Here is a 17,268-nt window from a genome sequence, read left to right on the forward strand (position 1 = left end):
ATCACAACACAATTTATATCCGTCTCCTATTCTCCGGATTAAAACTCCATATTGAATCCAAACACAACTGCCTTAGACTGAGGATAAGTGCCATAGTCCACCCCCATTGCCACGGCGTGTCCGCCATATGCGTTGACTTCGGGATCGTAACCACTGTAACGGGTTAAGGTAAAGAGGTTCTGTGCTGTGGCATATACCTGCAAACGGGACAGATGTATCTTTTTGAGCAACGAAGGCATAAAATCATAAGACAGGGTTATATTCTTCACCCGCAAATATGAACCGTCTTCCACGAATCGACTTGAGTTGTGTATATTCTCCGCATTTCCCGGCCGGGGTATATCGGTGACCATACCCGGCCTTCTCCATCTGTCAATGACCTTCACGGACTGGTTGCGGAAATCCATCATACCTTCGGTATCTATTTTCGACGCATTGAATATTTGGTTACCCTGGCTGCCCTGCAGAAACAGGGAGAGAGAAACGTTCTTATAGGAAAATGTATTGGTCATGCCGTATATGAAGTCGGGTTGCGCACTGCCTATCACAGTCCTGTCTTCCGGCCCCACAGAGCCGTTTCCGCTTATATCACGGTATATGATATCCCCCGTTTCAGGATCCACGCCCTCCGATATATATCCGAAGAACGACCCCAGTTCCAAGCCTTCCTTCAGAATAACCGCATGCTCTTCGGTGCCGTATGTAGGAGCATAATAATACACTTTGGCAAGTCCCAGTCTGGTAACTTTATTCCGGTTGAAAGAGATATTAAGATCGGTATCCCATCCGAATTCACCCGTGAGATTCTTTGATGATACCAGGAATTCCACTCCTCTATTTATCATCTCTCCGTCATTGCGGGTAAAATTTCCTGACAGATTGCTAATATTGGCGGGGAGGGTTACATCGAGCAACAGGTCGGTGGTTTTTTTATGGTATGCGTCAATGGTTATATTGAGACGGGAACCAAGAAGCGTCATATCAAGCCCGGCATTCCACTGCGACGTTTTTTCCCATGTAAGTTCAGTGTTTGCGGCCCTGCTCTTCCATATTGCCTGCCCGGGATACTGATTATCGGTAGTAGGCACCACGCGGCTCGCTCCCAGTCCTGCAAGATAAGCATAGTTGCCGATTCCTCCTTGATTACCGTTCTTACCGTATCCGACCCTTATTTTCATATCATCTACCAAGGGTTGCAGCGGCTTCATGAACTCCTCGCTGGAGACACGCCACCCTGCTGAAAGTGAGGGGAAATACCCCCATCTATACCCCGGAGCGAATCGCGACGATCCATCGGAGCGGAAGTTTACCGTAAGCAGGTATTTACTGTCATAATTGTATGCCAGTCGACCGAGGAATGAGGCCAATGACCATGCCGAAGCGGGTGAACTGGCAGCATCTTTGTCTATCTGGTTTGCAGCATTGATGGAATGGAGATGGGGATAACCCACCGCCATGTCAAAAGCGGCAAGATAGAGACCATCAGCCTGAGCATGTTGTTGCGTGGCTCCACCCATCAACGAGAGGTTATGTTTGTTGAAAGAACGGTCATAAGTAAGGATATTTTCTATCAGCCATTCATTATTCTTACTGAAACTCTCCTCGACACGCCCCTTGGTGGCACGTCCATCGGAGGTGGAAAGGGGGTCGAGATAATAGTTCCATTGTTCGTTGTAGATGTCGGTGCCGAAAGTGGATTTGAGTTTTAACCCCCTATAAAGGTCGAAGGTGAATGCCAAAGAACCTTTCAGGAAATCCGTAGCAGTCACATTGTCGGCGGCGTTCGCGGCCAATGGATTCATGATACGCGCCCCATAAGCAGTTTCATCATATTGTCCGGGATTGTCGGGATCCCACTCCTGCATGAATGGAGGGGTATTGATCACAGACAAGATAGATCCCGACCTTAAAGAGCTGGCATTGGACCTGACCCACTGCCCCTTTGTCTTGGAATATGAAAAATTCAGGGCGACATGGAGCCAGTCGGTCTGTTGGCTGTCTATATTGGCGCGAAAGTTGTAACGATTAAACTTCGATTTTCCGACAATTCCCTTCTCATCACTAAATCCCCCTGAAACAGCATACTGAATTTTTTCAGACCCTTTACTTACCGATACCTGATAATTCTGATTAATCCCGGTCTCGAAAAACCGGTCCGTCCAGTCTGAATAACGGTATTCATCATCAGGAATAGTAGGAGCGGCGATGGATCCTTGTTTTTTCAGGTCTTTCATCAGTTCCTTATATTGCTCCGTATCAAGGGCATTTATCTTCTTGCCGAGTCTTGAAAATCCAGTGTAAGCATTCAGTCTGACCCGGGTTTCTCCTACCCGTCCGCGTTTGGTGGTAATCAGCACAACACCGTTTGCCGCGCGTGCGCCATAAATCGCCGCTGATGAAGCGTCTTTCAGTATTTGCATCGACTCAATATCGTTAGGACTGATATTGGAAATATTGTCCGTAGGCATACCATCCACCACATATAAGGGCTCGTTGGATGCCTGCACCGACGTTGCCCCGCGCACGCGGATAGTCATTCCCGCTCCGGGTTCCCCCGACGGCTGAACAACTTGCACACCTGCGGCTTTTCCCTGCAAAGCCTGCGCTGCAGACATAAGTGGGCGTTTGTCTATGTCTTCGGTCGACACAACCGATACGGCGGTGGTAATATCGGCTCGCCTCATCGTACCGTAACCTATCACAACCAGTTCTTCCAACGATCGCGTATCTTCCTGCAAGACAATAGTGAAATTGCCCCGTCCGGCGGTGTTGACATACTGAGTCAAATAACCGATATAGGATACAAGAAGCACGGCATCACTTTTCACCTGTAACGAAAAATTACCGTCAATATCGGTCACCGTACCATTGCTGGTGCCTTTTTCGATGATATTTGCGCCGATAACCGGCTCATTGTTCTGATCAAGGACAGTTCCGGTGATTGACTTCGTTGATGGGCCGTCTGCCGGCATCGATTGGACTTTTTCAATCAGATTTTTTATCAGAATTTGGCGGTTCCTGACTTCATAAGTGAGAGACATCGGAGTCAATACACTCTTCAGGATATTATCCAATGAAGTTTGATTTACCTCTATGCTTACTTTTTGATCCAGATCAACATTACTATACATAAATGTATATTCTGTTTTGGATTCTATGGTTTGAAAAAATTCCTTTAATGTCTTTTCTTTTAATGCCAGATCCAATTTTTTTCCTGTTTGCGCAAACATGCCGATAGGCATGCACATACAAAAAGCAATAAGCAGTATTGTATAATTAGATTTTTCCATGTTATTTTTTACTTTCAATTAAAGTGCTTATTTTTGTTGAGAATACAAAACCCTATAGTTAAGAAATCCCTGATTTCATAACTACCATAGCGGAAAGGTGAAAGTATTCTCCAGGCATGGGAACTGTCGCGGTTCTCATGCTTTTTTTTCATGGACAAAGGAGTATCATTTATATCTGATGGTCACCTCCTCTCCGTTAATACTGTACTCCAACGGAGTCAGCTCGTTCATCAATTCCAGGAATTCGCGGAAAGATTCTTCCTTGATAGTGAATCCATAGCGATAATCCGTATTATTGTTTTCCAAATGGATATTCAACCCATACCAATACCCCATTCTCTTAAAAACTTCTTCTGCCGTGGCATTTTCCACCCGGCATTTATTCTCACTCCAGAGAGCGGTTAATTGGGTATCCTCCTCTATGATTTCAAATTGCAGATTCCCGGTGTTTACCTTGAAGGTTTGATTCGGTATCAGCATGGCTAACCTGTTTTGTTCTTTATCTTCCACCGATATACTTCCTTCAATAAGGGATATATTTGTTTCCGGTGCATGGGGATGGGCCGCCACATTAAATTTGGTGCCATGTACCTGAATGTTCACCCCCTCGGTTTCGACAGAGAATAGTTTTGTGTGATCTTTCGTAACTTCAAAATATCCTTCGCCTGCTAACCGTACTGTCCTGGTTTTAGTCCCGAAATCGGAGGGATAACTTAAAAATGATCCTGAGTTCAACCATACCTTTGATCCATCCGGTAAGATGAGATGCGTTTTTTGTCCTGATTCGGCCATCACGATCATATCCGGCACGGATATTTTGTCAGGAGAAAAATAGAGGTAAGGGCCCCAGGTGAGAAGAAGTGGCAGGATAATCACAGCGGCAATTTTCAACCAGCGGAGATTATGGGATTTGACATGAATATGTCGTTCCAGCACTTCCACAATGCGTTGATTCCTCTCTTCCGGTACCGGAAGAGGTGTAAGCGGGTCTTCCCACAATCTTCGCATGGTGGATTCCAGCTCTTTATCCGAACTGTTATTCAGGATGGAACGTAATTCCCTGAATTGCCCGGGAGTAATCTTGCCGAACATGAGTTGCGACAATAGCCTTATTAATGAAGTCTTCATGTATATCCCCTTTCTGCAAGTAATACGGAAAAAAGGGATGGATGTCCCGAGCCAATTTATATGTTATATAACATAAAATAGGAAAAATAATAATAAATCAGCCTTAAGGGTCGCCAGGATCAGTGATATTTGATTGTTTACCGTTTTATCCGATATGCCCAGGCGTTCGGCTATCTCTCTGGCTGATAATTCTTCTTGCCTGCTCATGCGGAATATCTCTTGCTGGCGTGGAGTGAGTTTGGCGACCGATTGGGCTATCAGCCGGTGGTATTCCTCCAGGGTGATTTGTTGTTCGGTATTATTCTCCGACAATTGCCGGTAATAATTACTCGCGATAAAATTCTCGAAATCAACGGAATTAATCCGTTTACGAAAATGATCAATCACCAAGTTATAAGTAATCTGGAAAAGATAGGACTTAAAAGACGCGTCGGAAGATATGTTGTTTCTGTTATCCCAAATGCGTATAAATGTTTCCTGCAGGATATCCTCCGCATCCTCTGTGGATTTGGTCAATCTCAGGGCAAAGCCATAAATCGACGCGGAATAGAGTGAGTACAACCGGGTAAAGGCCTCTTTGGAGCCTCCGGCCAACTGTTTAACAAGATTAGCATGTACATCCACTTCCATACATGCAAATTACTTCCTTTTTTTTTTTACTCGCAAAAATTTTTGAGCGTTTTAACAAAACGTCTCACCCCGACGCCAATATCCTCTGGATTCCATCCTCAACCGGATGAGCGGGGGTGAGAACCACTCCTTTTGTCACGACTTTGTATGGAAGTTTGGACGATTTGTTGTTTTCACAGCAATTCCACCTATATCCTATTCGAAAAAAACAGTATTCCCTCAAACCGGTTGAACGGATCGATTTTGCGGCATCAGATGTCAAAAACAGAAGACTTCTTTTTGAACTGAACGGTTCCACCCTCTGCCGCGCTCTGTTTTGCCGCATCTAATATTCTCACGACGATCAGGTTGTTTTCAAGAGAAGAAAGGTCTGTCTCTTCCACTTTGATATCTCCTCTGATCACATCCGCGAAATAGCTGAACGGTTCTTTCGCATCCAAAGGAAATTGGGTGACTTTCATTTGTTTTTTGGGAACAGAACGATTTAAACGATATTCCAAATCTTGCCCGTTGAGCGCCGTCACATAGCCCTCCTTTCCGTAAATGGAGAGGTCTTTTCTCTCCACAGGCCAATTCCACGATCCCTGGATTATCGCCTGCGCATGCGGATAAGTCAGGATAATGGTCGCCTGATCATCCACTTCGGGATAAACTTCGGGTTTGATCGTCTGCAATACAGCCGTAACCGTTTCAGGTTCCTGGTTCCGCATAATCCAAGTCATCAGGTTGGCTCCGTAACAGCCAAAATCGGTTACCGCCCCTCCCCCATTCAAAACGGGATCGGTAAGCCAGTCAAGGAATCCGGGAGAGCATCCAATCTCCACAGGCCCTTTATGTCCATCATTGATAACAACTTTGTTTATATCTCCGATCTGCCGGTTCCGGACAGCCATTTCGAAAACTTTGTAATAGGTCGGATACCATGTGGTTTCGTAGTTGGTCAAAAGATGAATATTATTTTCCCGGGCCAATTTCGCCATTTTTCCGGCATGTTCTCCACTGACGGCCAACGGTTTCTCGACCATTACATGGATTCCTCTCGGGGCGCACACCTCCACGGTGTTTAAATGATCGTAAATCGAATTAAAAGCAACCACACCTTGCGGTTGGGTCTGCTCTACCATTGCAGCCAGATCATCGTATACGATATTCATGTCGAATCCGTATCGGTCTGCCAACTCCTGTGCTCTTTTTTTATTGGGTTCGGCAATACCGACAATCTGAATATCTGCACGCTTCCTATGGTTATTCAAAAGGCCGTGAACATGGTCATGCGACAGGCCGTCGATCCCGATCCTTACAGGATGACCCGATGGCGGCGTATCAATAAGCTGCTTGCAAAGCAAGCCTGCAAGAAGAATAAGACCAATTGATAAAACAGGAAATTTCATATAATGCTCCTTCACGTGTTGCATTCATTAAAAACAGAAAGCAGGAAAAACCTGCTTTTCCTGTTTATTACGCGAGAGCAAATGTAATGAAAAATTTTTTCAACTTACCTATAATAATGATGGTATCTTACGAAATCTTACATTCGTGTCTGAATAATGATGATTCCGGCACACTTTTCACTTATTTGGCGTATCCCAAATTCGCGCTTTCGCACAATGAATCATCGCGATCTGATCGCCCGCCTGTAGTTTGAACTCGCCCGCTTCAAGTGTCCATTCTCCTTTTTCGTTTACAAAGGCAAGGTCATCGGCCGCCAATCGAAGCGTAACGGTCTTGGTCTCACCCGGTTCGAGTGCTATCTTCTCGAATGCACGCAGGCGACGCACATCGGGAGAAAGGGAGGCCACCATATCGCTGCTGAAGAGCAGTACTGCTTCCTTACCGGCCACTGTTCCGCTGTTCTTCACATCTACGGTTATAGTCAGCAGGTCACCCGAGACAAAATCTTTCTTGTCCACCGCCAAATTAGCATACTCAAACGTGGTATAGCTCAGACCGAAACCAAACGGATACTGCACCGAAGTCTGCGCTCCGTAATCGTAAGCGCCTTCCATCTTACCGTCGATATTCTGGCTGGGCTTATGATCGTAGGTGATCAATCCATGTTCGAACTTGGGATAAGTATAGGGCAACTTGCCGCTGGGATTGACATCTCCCGCGAGGATATCGGCCAGGGCATCTCCCCCGAAATTACCCGGGAGATAAAGCTGAAGCACCGCTTTGGAATCGGGTTCAATCTTACGGATCAGGCGGGGTCGTCCTTCATTCAATACCAGTACGACCGGTTTTCCTGTCTTTTGCAGCGCCAGTGCGAGGGCTGTCTGGTTTTCCGACAGCGCCAGTTCATCCAGGTTACCCGGTGTCTCGCAGTAGGAGTTCTCACCCACACACAATACGATATAATCCACTCCGGCTGCGGCGGCTACCGCTTTTCCGATCTCAGGGGGATTTTCTTCGTAATACTGCCCATCCATCTTATAGGTAACTCCCGGCTCATATCTCACGTTGGTGGCACCAAATTTGTTTTGCAGCGCCTCGTAGATGGTATTGTAACCCTGGGCGAACTCTTCGGTTTTTTCCCCCTGCCAGGAATAGCTCCACCCCCCGTTGAGGGTACGCATAGAGTGTGCATTGGGTCCCGCTACCAGGATACGGGCATTGGTCGGCAACGGAAGAATGTCATTTTCATTCTTCAAAAGAGTGATCGACTCGTCCGCAGCCGCCTTGGCTACTGCTTCGCTCTCACTACCCCCAAAATCGGGATATTCGGAGCGTGACCAGTAAGGCCGTTCAAAAAGCCCCAGACGGAATTTCAACCGCAATACCCTGCGTACCGCATCGTCGATCCGTTTCATCGGCACCTCACCCTTTTCCACCAGCTCTACTAAAGTGGGGCAGAACGCGAGGTTATACGGCTCCATGACTAAATCGATCCCCGCATTGATAGCCGTTTTCACCGCTCCTTTATAATCGGTGGCAATCCTGTCGCGCGAGAGCAGGTTCTGCACATCGGCCCAGTCGGTCACAATTACTCCGTCGAAAGCGAGGTCTTCTTTCACCCATTCGGTCAATAACCTATAGTCGGCATGCGTGGACACACCGTTGATGATACCCGAATTGACCATCAGCGAAAGCGCTCCTCCTTCGACGATAGAAGCGCGAAAGGGTTCAAAATATTTCTCACGCAGTTCGCTTTCGGAGATGATGGCCGGCGTACGGTCTTTGCCCGAGACCGGTACTCCATAACCCATATAATGCTTCACACAGGCCGCGATACGATGGCTGCCCACACTATTGCGGTCATCACCCTGAAACCCGAGTGTGGAGGCCAAACCCATTCGCGCATTGAGATAAGCATCCTCGCCGTAACTCTCCCACTGGCGCGGCCAGCGGGCATCCCTTCCCAGATCCATGGTAGGGGCAAAAGTCCAGGGGATATTACTGGCACGGGTTTCGTAAGCCGTAATACGGGAACCCTCTTTCATCAGCTCGGTATTAAAGGAGGCGGCCATACCCACACCCTGAGGAAAAAGGGTAGATCCGGCGGTATAGGTGGTTCCGTGAATGGCATCAATGCCATAGAGCACAGGTATACCTGTCTCGGCCAATGCCCTCTCCTGAATAGCTTGCACTGTTCTTTCCCAGACTTCAGTGGTACGTGCCCGGTTGTTCGCCGTATTCAGGATGGAACCCACCTTGTATTTGCCTATCACCGTATCTAGCATGGCGGGATCGATTTCGAAAGGCTCGTCGCTGAAATAGACATTCCCTCCTTTTCCGATCACGTCGAGCGTGAACTGTGCCATCTGCCCCACTTTCTCCTCAAGGGTCATCCGCGCCATGATACTGTCGATCCGTTTCTCGATACCGGGATCCAAACCCAAGCCGGATGCTTTTTCATTTCCCCCGTCACAGGCAACCAGCAGCAGTATCGTCAGGATAAAAAAACTGATTTTCTTCATTTTTCACTTTTCACTTTTCATTCTTCATTCTTCATTCTTCATTCTTCACTTTTTCTGATATACTCTTACGTAATCAATTTCATAGGAGGCAGGCAATGCCGATTCATCCACCCCTTGGGCGCCCCCCCAGGATCCGCCCCAAGCCAGATTAAGCTTCAGATAGAATGGATTGAAAAAAGGCCATGTATCTTTCTTCCCGGCCTTATCATTGGGAAAGTGGAAATATTCAACTCCATCCACAAACCCTTTGATATAATCGGGAGTCCATTCAGTAGCATAGACATGGAATTGGGTTGAAGCATTCTGTATGGTTCTGGATGCGCCTTTCTGTGTTTGATTCGTATGATTGTATGCTTTGGTATGTACGGTAGAATGCACGACATTGGGCTCATAACCCACATATTCCATAATATCGATCTCACCGTCATCGGGCCAAGCGGTGAAATTTTTCGGCATCATCCAGAAAGCGGGCCAGGTACCTCTCCCAGCCGGGAGTTTCAGGCGTGCCTCAAAATAACCGTATGTCCAGCTTTTATCGGTATTCATACGGATAGAATAAACCGTCCCGCCTATTTTTTTCGCAGTGATGGTGAGAATACCGTTTTTTACCACAGCCAATCGCTCCCCATCTTTATCACCGCTGACATAGTGCTGCAATTCTCCATTTCCCCAGCCTCCACCACCGGTTTCGTACCACCATTCTGAGGCATTGGGCCGGTCGCCTTCATCGAACTCATCGTTCCACACCAGGGTATAACCTTCCGGAGCCTCGACATTGGGCACCGGTTTGCCTTCCTGTTCTACCGGAATACTGACCCGCCGGGTTCCCGCTTTAACGACAACCGCACCTTCGCGCGCTGAAGTACTGGTGTTGGCGGCAATGGTTACTGTTACCGTCCCGGTAGTATTGACGGAACCCGTCGGACTGCAGGTTATCCAATCGTCATTACTATAAGCAGCCCACTCGCGGTCAGCCGTAACATCAATGGTGGAGGTCTCCTTGCCATGACCCGCATAAATTTGGGTGGGAGAGCAAGTAACGCTCCCACTTGCTTCAATTTCGCTGTCTTTACTACTGCAACAGACTATGGCAAGCACAAGTAACGACAAAAACAACAACTTCATTTCACTCATAATCATATAATTAAAAGCATGCGCGGCAAAACCATGATGCCGCACCATGCTATAGATTCATTATTTTATTCGTTGCATTCGGATTCTTTCAGGATAATGCTGCTGACGGTGACTTCGGCATTCGCCGGATTCCCTCCAAAGTCAAATACCAAATTTATCTTATCAATCTCAACTCCATCCATAGCGGGCATCTTAAACACATAATCCTCATATGCTGTAAGATCAATATTCTTGGTGAAGAAGAATGTGTTGTCGTCATCGACTTTGGTGAGTTTGACAGTTACCGACCTGATATCCTTGTTTGAATTAAGGATACAGCGGAAATCGTACTTATGCGCGGCGCTGGTGGCAATATTGTCAGTTTTGAAATGCACCTGTGCCTGCCATTGGGCAAATGTTTCTTGGGACAACGTAATCTTGTATGAGTTGCCGTCAGCCACGAAACCGGGGTCTGCTATCTGGTTCCAGCCCGGTGCATAATAAAAGAAGTTGGTATAGTTAACCGACTTCCACATATTGCAGTCGGAGTCCGGCAACCAGTTCACATCATCTTCTTCAGGTTCTTCGATGACGGTGCCGTCGTCGCAACTATGCTCTTTCAATACAATACGACTGACAGTAACGACCGTTTCTGCCGCATTACCGCCAAAGTCGAGCACAAGGCTCACCTTCTCCATGTCAATGCCGGCCATATCTGTCTGAATAAAGGTATAATCTTGATATGCTTTCAGTGAAATACTTTCCTGAAAGTAATACACTCCGTCGTCTCCCGTCTTAACCAGCTTTACCGTCACATTGTTGTGATCCTTGGTGGAATTGAAGATAGTCGAAAAATCATAATTCGTCGCCGCATTCGTCGACAGGTCGGTTAGAAATTTCACTTGCGCCTGCCACTGGTCGGAAGTGGCCTCGGGCAAGGTAATCTGATAAGAATTAGCGTTGTCGGCAAAGCCGGGATTATCTATCTGGCTCCAACCCGGGGCATAGTAAAACTCGTTGGTGAACGTTGCGCTCTTCCACATGTTGCAGTCACTATCCGGATCATAACCGCCCGGTTTTGTTTCTTCACCGCTTGTCAGGATATAATGCCAGGCAATGGATCCGTTGTCCGAAATCAGCTCTATTTTGGTAGGTGAAATACCTGCCAGTTTATATTTCGGAGTATTGTAAATATCGTCGTTGGCGATATAAGGGAAGAGCGTGTGCGCCGGGAACGTCAGGTAAATGTCGTTTCCTTCCGCCACAAAACCATAGGTGGTTACCTGTTCCGGAACGGCCGCCATAAAGTCGTTCCCGTCGTTGGTATTATACTCGCTGAACAGGGAACAACCGGTATTCACATACACTGTGCCTCCCGCACCCGGATGATAGGTATAGCCCATGCCCGTCGTAAAGGTAAGTATATCGTCATAAAGCCCCCATGCTGCTTTCTCGTTAGGCGATGCGCTCCACCAACCCGTCCCGTCGGTTCCCGATTCTCCACAAGCCAAGTGCGCGGGTTCGCTGGCAGCAATTGACCATGTTTTGCTTTCAGCCCCGGCAAGGAATGTAATGTACTTGTCAAAGTCCACCATCGTGTTGTCGATCGTAAACGTCCTGATGATAGAGCCATCGCTGATACCGTTTGCATTCCCGATCTTGATCTCTACCGTGTAGGTGCCGGCAGTGCTGTAAATTTTGGTAAGGCCGTTCACTGTGGAATAGGTGGTTTTACTTTGTTCCTCAAAGATCCATACCGGATACGCGGCCCTGTTATTCAATGTGAACGTTACCTGGTTGATTTCCTGGTCGACAGTGATATTCACGTCAATATCCGCGGCCAGGGGGATGCCAGACTCGTTCGGCGATGTAAAACCGTCCGGTGAACAGTCTGCCAGGCAAAAAGCCATCGCCGCCATCAAGAGGGTAGCCCTGATATAGCCATATATATTTTTCATAATCATTCTATTTTATTAATAGTTATTCTGAGTTAACGTGCCTTGCGCCGCATCAATCTCATTTTGAGGAATGGGGAGGTGTTTTTTATTGGTTGTCCATGAGTTTGTGCGGTACTGGCCATCGGGAACAAGCACGGTGGTCGCTTTACCGGTACGCACCAGATCCCAGTAACGTTTTCCTTCGCCCACAAATTCCAACCGTCGCTCCTGCATGATGTTGTCCAGCGTGGCAGGAATGTTTCCCAATCCCGCCCTGCCGCGTACTTCGTTTAAATAGTTCTGTGCCGTTCCTTTACCTGAAATACCGCGGACTAAAAGCTCGGATGCGTACAATAATGTTTCCGCATATCTGTAAACACGGAAATTGTTATTGTAGTTCATATCGGCAACGGCAGCATGTCCCGCATTCCCACCCACCCGGGGCAGGTATTTCCTTAAGAAATATCCGGTATCCTGATAACGTCCTGAGTAAGTAGCACCGGTGGAGAGGGCATAGTGGGCGAAATTAAGGATGCCGCCATCGCGACGTTCATCGGCTTCATCATACATTTCGTAAGTTTCCACCCGAACCGGTTCAAATCCCCATCCGCCCTCATAATCGGGACTGCCGCCCAGATTGTTTATGCCTATAAATTTCGGATAAATTGAACCACCCGCGCCAGTCGCATTGTCCCAAGCGCGTTTACCGGCAGTGGAAACATAATTGATCTCGAAAATCGACTCGGGATTCCATTCCCCGGCTTCTTCCCAGATGGAAGCGAAATCGTCCACGAGCGCGTAGCTGCCGGAAGCGATGATCTCTTCCATATAGCTCAGCGCTTTGGAGTATCTGCTTTCGTCCTGTTGGTACATTACCACTTCAGTATAGAGCATATACGCCATGGCTTTCGACACGCGTCCATACCATTGGGCCGTTGTACGCATGGGTAATCCCCCGTTATCGATCGCATCTTCCAATGATGTTATTATACCATTGTACACATCATCGGCAGTGCTTTGCTCATGTATATAAGGGAACGCGAGATTCTGTTCATAATAGGGAATATTGCCCCACAATTTCCACAACCACGTATAATAGAACGAACGCAATACTTTTGCCTCGGCCGTATAAAGAGCCTTATTCTCGTTAGAAATATCGATTACATTTTCAATGTTTTCCATTACAACATTCGAACGGTTTACACCGGAATAGAATGTTGTCCAAAGATCACTTACCACAGAGGTGGGCAAAGCGTTGTAGTTAAACATACGGTGCAAATAAATACAGTCATTTTCATCGGCTCCCCCGACGTAAACGTCATCAGCCATCACATCTGAGACCAAACCGATATGCGTATATTGCCCCCAGGCATAGTCAAACCATTTTAATGGGTCGTATGCGGCAACGAGAGCTTCAAAGATCCTTGCATCCGAATTATAATATTCGTCGACAAAAACCTTGTCGGGCGATTCTACATCCAGAAAATCAGTCGTACAGGATGTTCCCGTCAGACCCAACAGTATGCAACTTATTAAAATTAAAATATATTTTTTCATACGATAGCCTGATTAGCAATTAAAAATTTAAATTTAACCCGAATGTATACGTTCTTGCCTGAGGATATATACCCCGGTCGATACCGATCTGTGTGCCTCCGGCGGATATTTCAGGATCAAACCCTTCATACCTGGTAAAAGTCAGCAGGTTTTCAGCTGCTACAAAAAGGCGCAAGCTTGAAATCAGGAGATTTTTCGTCATCTCTCTCGGGAGGGTGTATCCCAACTGTATGTTCTTCAACCGCCAATACGAACCGTCTTTCACGTACAAATCGGAGGAGAGCCAATTGTTATTATCATCGGTAAAGGTGAAACGCGGAATACGGTTGGAAGTCCCTTCGCCCGTCCATCGCTCCAACATATACGAAGGCAGGTTGATATAAGCGATATCGGTACGGCGCGTCGCATCAAAAATATCGTTTCCTTGTGTACCCTGCCACATCATGTTGAAATCAAAATCTTTCCATGCAACAGAAAAATGCAACCCAAATGTCCAGTCGGGCATCCCTTTACCGATTTTGGTCTTGTCGTTATCATCAATTTTACCATCGCCGTTTATATCGACGAACCGCACATCGCCCGGCATCGCTTTAGGCTGTATCAAAGACACATTTCCATCGGCATCGGTATGGGTATAACTGTTGATTTCATCCAAGTTCTGAAAAATACCGTTGGTTTTATACCCGTAGAAGAAAGGGAACGGTTGGCCGTTTTCGGCTCTCGATACAGTTCCCACGTTCTGGTAATTGTCGTAATTTTCGAATCCGGTTTCGTTACCCAATTTAATGAGTTTATTTTTCAGGTAGGTAGCATTCCCCCCGATACGGAAGTTAAAATCGGATACCTTGAATCTATAGCTTGTTTCGAATTCAAAGCCGGAGTTTTCCATTTCACCGACGTTACCCCAGGGTTTGGATTCACCCACATAAGAAGGGATGGGCATTACCATCAACATACCGTCCGTAATTTTCTTGTAATAATCACCACTGAAGGTCAATGCATTTCCAAGCAATCCGAAGTCAACACCGATATTGGTCTGTATGGATTGTTCCCAACGCAGGTCTCTGTTTGCCAGTCCGTTTGGTTTGGTACCGTTGAGCAGTCGGATGGCATCTCCTGTGCCGAAGAAATAGTTATTTCCGGTTTGGGTAAGCGCCACATAACGGAAGTCATCGAGGTTTTCGTTACCGTTTTTACCCCATGAAAACCGTAGTTTTGTGCTGTTCAGCCAATCGGGACGGTTTTGCGCAAACTCTTCGTTCATAATATTCCATCCCAGCGAGAAGGAGGGAAAGGTGGCCCAAGGATTGTTGGTTCCAAACCGGGAAGAACCGTCGCGGCGAACAGTTGCCTGAAACATGTAACGCTCGGCGTAGTTGTAGCTTAACCGCGCGAAATAAGAAGCCAGGGCATGAGGATTGGTAGCGCCTCCGTAAACCGACATGTCGCCGTTGGCAGCGGTACCGGTCGTGAAGTTGATATTCGCCTTGTTGGGATTTTCTTCCACCATATAGTAATTGCTGCCACCCAATTGGCGCCCGCCGGTTTTCTTTGCCGATTGTCCCAACAGCACAGCCATATTATGCAGTCCGACAGCCTTATCGTAAGACAATGTGTTTTCTAACTGCCATACTAAAGAACGGTTCATCTGCGACCACACGGATGATTTTTCAGCCTTATTGGATTGTCCCAGGTAATACACGGGAGTCCAACCATCGGTTCCCCAGAATGACAGATCCGTCCCGAACGACGACCGGAATTTCAGGTTATCCCAAATGGTGAGTTCGCCCCAGAAATTGGCAATAAACTTGTCGGCATTCCCCTTCTCGCCCGGTAAGGTCAGCGCGGCCAACGGATTGACAATTTCATTATAGTCTGAGCCGGCAATGGTATAGATTCGTCCGTTATTTTTATCGCGTACGGGACTAAACTTCGTCACGTTGGCATATCTTTCGAATACGGCATCCTCGTCTTCTTCATAAATTCCGAGGATAGGCGAGAAAGCCAGAGCGCTGCCCAAAGGCGAACCATACTCGGAATTAGTGGTGATACCTTGCGACTGGATGCGCGAATAGGCCAGATTGGCGCCAAAAGTGACATTATTTAACCAGTTACGTTCGTTCTTGGTATCCATGAGCACGTACGTGTTGTTGGAACGTAACGCGAGACGTTTGTAATTGGAGCGGTCGAAATTTCCACCGACAATACCTTCCTGCGAGTAATAACCTGCCGACAGGTAATAGTTGAGCCGTTGCGTGGTACCGCTCGCGCTGAACTGATGCTGGACTAACGGTGCGTTATAATTGAAAACTTCCTTCTGCCAGTTTGTCCCCTCCCCAAAAGAATAAGGATCGGCATACAAGGGCGAGTTTCCCCCGTTTAGCCTGCCTTCATTCATTAATATGGCATATTCGGTGGCATTCAGCACTTCCCTTTCTTTCCAAGGGCTTTGCATCCCATAGGAGAAATCATAGGTAAAACTCACTTTTCCCTCTTTTCCCTTTTTCGTGGTGACAAGAATAACACCATTCGCGGCGCGCGTGCCGTAAATAGCTCCCGAAGCGGCATCTTTCAATACTTCTATGGATTCAATATCATTTGGGTTAAGGTAATCTATACCTCCGTCGATCGGCATGCCGTCCACAATATAAACGGGATTGGAATCATTAATGGTTCCGATACCACGCACACGCACCTTTGCCGCGTCACCGGGCTGACCGGAAGCGGAAGTAACGGTGACCCCTGCCGTAAGCCCTTTCAACGCATTATCCACCCTGACGGGAGCCGTAAAGGCGAGATCATCGGCAGTGACACGACCGATAGCGGCCGTGACCACGCTCTTGCGCTGTACCCCATAGCCGATTACCACCAGTTCATCGAGCATTTCGTTATCTTCCCGCAGTTGCACGTTAAGCACGGTTTGATTGGCAATAGTGAATTGTTGTTCCAGATAGCCGATATAAGATACCCGAAGGATAGCTCCTCTCGGTACTGATAACGCATAATTCCCATCTATATCCGTGACGGTGCCGATTGTAGTTTCCGGAACGGAAATGTTGGCGCCGATGACCGGATCACCATTTTCATCAGTCACCCGCCCGCTCAGACGTATTTCCTGTTGCGGAGCCTGCGTTGTTTCAGTTGTTGCGGCCGTCGACTTATCAAAAATATAAATTTTGTTGTCTCTCAGCTCGTAACCGATATTACGGGGTGTAAACAACTGATCCAACACCTGCGTTAGATCGGTATCGGTCACCCTGATCGTCACCGCATCATTCAGATCCACCGCTTCCTTGCTAAAGGCCAGGGTGTAGTCTGTCTGTCGGGTGATACTTTCCAGTACGGTTCTCAGATTTGTTTGGCTGAAATTCAGGTTCACTTTTTGTGCCGAACTGATTACGGTGCTCAGCACAAAGAGCGACATCAGAATCATCCATCGCCTTTTCATTGGAATTTTTCCCATGGTTTGTTCACCTATTAAAAATTAGACATTAAAAATTTTTCACATCACTATAATTTATCTGTGCTCTCTATTTTTTACCACAGATACTGATTTAACACTTTTGAATGCTTGTTATCGCTTCTTTATAGTAGACACCGGGGAAAAGAAAAAGGATGAGTAAAAAATAAAAATTTAACAAAACGACAAGAAAAACGCAAAAAACAGGAAAGAGATAATGATAATGACAAAAAGTCACC

General features: G+C 47.0%; 9 protein-coding genes. All 9 read right to left on the reverse strand.

Annotated elements, in window-relative coordinates; genetic code table 11:
• Positions 1-38: 38 nt before the first annotated feature.
• Positions 39-3,290, reverse strand: coding sequence for a TonB-dependent receptor (locus tag D7D25_RS13545; protein WP_370453857.1), 3,252 nt, complete (start codon positions 3,288-3,290; stop codon positions 39-41).
• A gap of 165 nt (positions 3,291-3,455) precedes the next feature.
• Positions 3,456-4,418, reverse strand: a complete 963-nt coding sequence (locus D7D25_RS13550; protein WP_122969480.1) for a FecR family protein — start codon at positions 4,416-4,418, stop codon at positions 3,456-3,458.
• Between the two features lie 63 nt (positions 4,419-4,481).
• Positions 4,482-5,048: an RNA polymerase sigma factor gene (locus D7D25_RS13555; RefSeq protein WP_122969481.1), complete on the reverse strand. Its 567-nt coding sequence runs from the start codon at positions 5,046-5,048 to the stop codon at positions 4,482-4,484.
• A 251-nt stretch (positions 5,049-5,299) separates the two neighbouring features.
• Positions 5,300-6,439 (reverse strand): Gfo/Idh/MocA family protein, encoded by a 1,140-nt coding sequence (locus D7D25_RS13560; protein WP_255417311.1) that lies wholly within the window; start codon positions 6,437-6,439, stop codon positions 5,300-5,302.
• Between the two features lie 177 nt (positions 6,440-6,616).
• A complete protein-coding gene (locus D7D25_RS13565) occupies positions 6,617-8,962 on the reverse strand; it encodes a glycoside hydrolase family 3 N-terminal domain-containing protein (RefSeq protein ID WP_122969482.1) in 2,346 nt (781 codons plus the stop codon).
• A gap of 45 nt (positions 8,963-9,007) precedes the next feature.
• Positions 9,008-10,144 carry a family 16 glycosylhydrolase gene (locus D7D25_RS13570; RefSeq protein ID WP_255417312.1) on the reverse strand — a complete coding sequence of 379 codons (1,137 nt, stop codon included), beginning with the start codon at positions 10,142-10,144 and terminating at the stop codon, positions 9,008-9,010.
• A gap of 17 nt (positions 10,145-10,161) precedes the next feature.
• Entirely contained in the window at positions 10,162-12,033 is a 1,872-nt protein-coding gene (locus D7D25_RS13575; RefSeq protein ID WP_122969520.1) for a hypothetical protein, read from the reverse strand.
• Positions 12,034-12,048: 15 nt separating this feature from the next.
• Complete coding sequence (locus D7D25_RS13580; RefSeq protein WP_185140263.1) at positions 12,049-13,569, reverse strand: RagB/SusD family nutrient uptake outer membrane protein; 1,521 nt, start codon at positions 13,567-13,569, stop codon at positions 12,049-12,051.
• Between the two features lie 19 nt (positions 13,570-13,588).
• On the reverse strand, positions 13,589-17,017 hold the full coding sequence (locus tag D7D25_RS13585; RefSeq protein WP_255417313.1) for a TonB-dependent receptor: 3,429 nt from the start codon (positions 17,015-17,017) through the stop codon (positions 13,589-13,591).
• Between the last annotated feature and the right edge of the window lie 251 nt (positions 17,018-17,268).

Origin of the sequence: Proteiniphilum sp. X52, from assembly GCF_003712195.1 — a bacterium.
Taxonomy (GTDB): domain Bacteria; phylum Bacteroidota; class Bacteroidia; order Bacteroidales; family Dysgonomonadaceae; genus Proteiniphilum.

Excerpts from the sequence above, each read along its gene's own strand:
- D7D25_RS13545 (WP_370453857.1), bottom strand. The coding sequence starts at position 3,290 with ATGGAAAAATCTAATTATACAATACTGCTTATTGCTTTTTGTATGTGC.
- D7D25_RS13550 (WP_122969480.1), bottom strand. The coding sequence starts at position 4,418 with ATGAAGACTTCATTAATAAGGCTATTGTCGCAACTCATGTTCGGCAAG.
- D7D25_RS13555 (WP_122969481.1), bottom strand. The coding sequence starts at position 5,048 with ATGGAAGTGGATGTACATGCTAATCTTGTTAAACAGTTGGCCGGAGGC.
- D7D25_RS13560 (WP_255417311.1), bottom strand. The coding sequence starts at position 6,439 with ATGAAATTTCCTGTTTTATCAATTGGTCTTATTCTTCTTGCAGGCTTG.
- D7D25_RS13565 (WP_122969482.1), bottom strand. The coding sequence starts at position 8,962 with ATGAAGAAAATCAGTTTTTTTATCCTGACGATACTGCTGCTGGTTGCC.
- D7D25_RS13570 (WP_255417312.1), bottom strand. The coding sequence starts at position 10,144 with ATGGTGCGGCATCATGGTTTTGCCGCGCATGCTTTTAATTATATGATT.
- D7D25_RS13575 (WP_122969520.1), bottom strand. The coding sequence starts at position 12,033 with ATGAAAAATATATATGGCTATATCAGGGCTACCCTCTTGATGGCGGCG.
- D7D25_RS13580 (WP_185140263.1), bottom strand. The coding sequence starts at position 13,569 with ATGAAAAAATATATTTTAATTTTAATAAGTTGCATACTGTTGGGTCTG.
- D7D25_RS13585 (WP_255417313.1), bottom strand. The coding sequence starts at position 17,017 with ATGAAAAGGCGATGGATGATTCTGATGTCGCTCTTTGTGCTGAGCACC.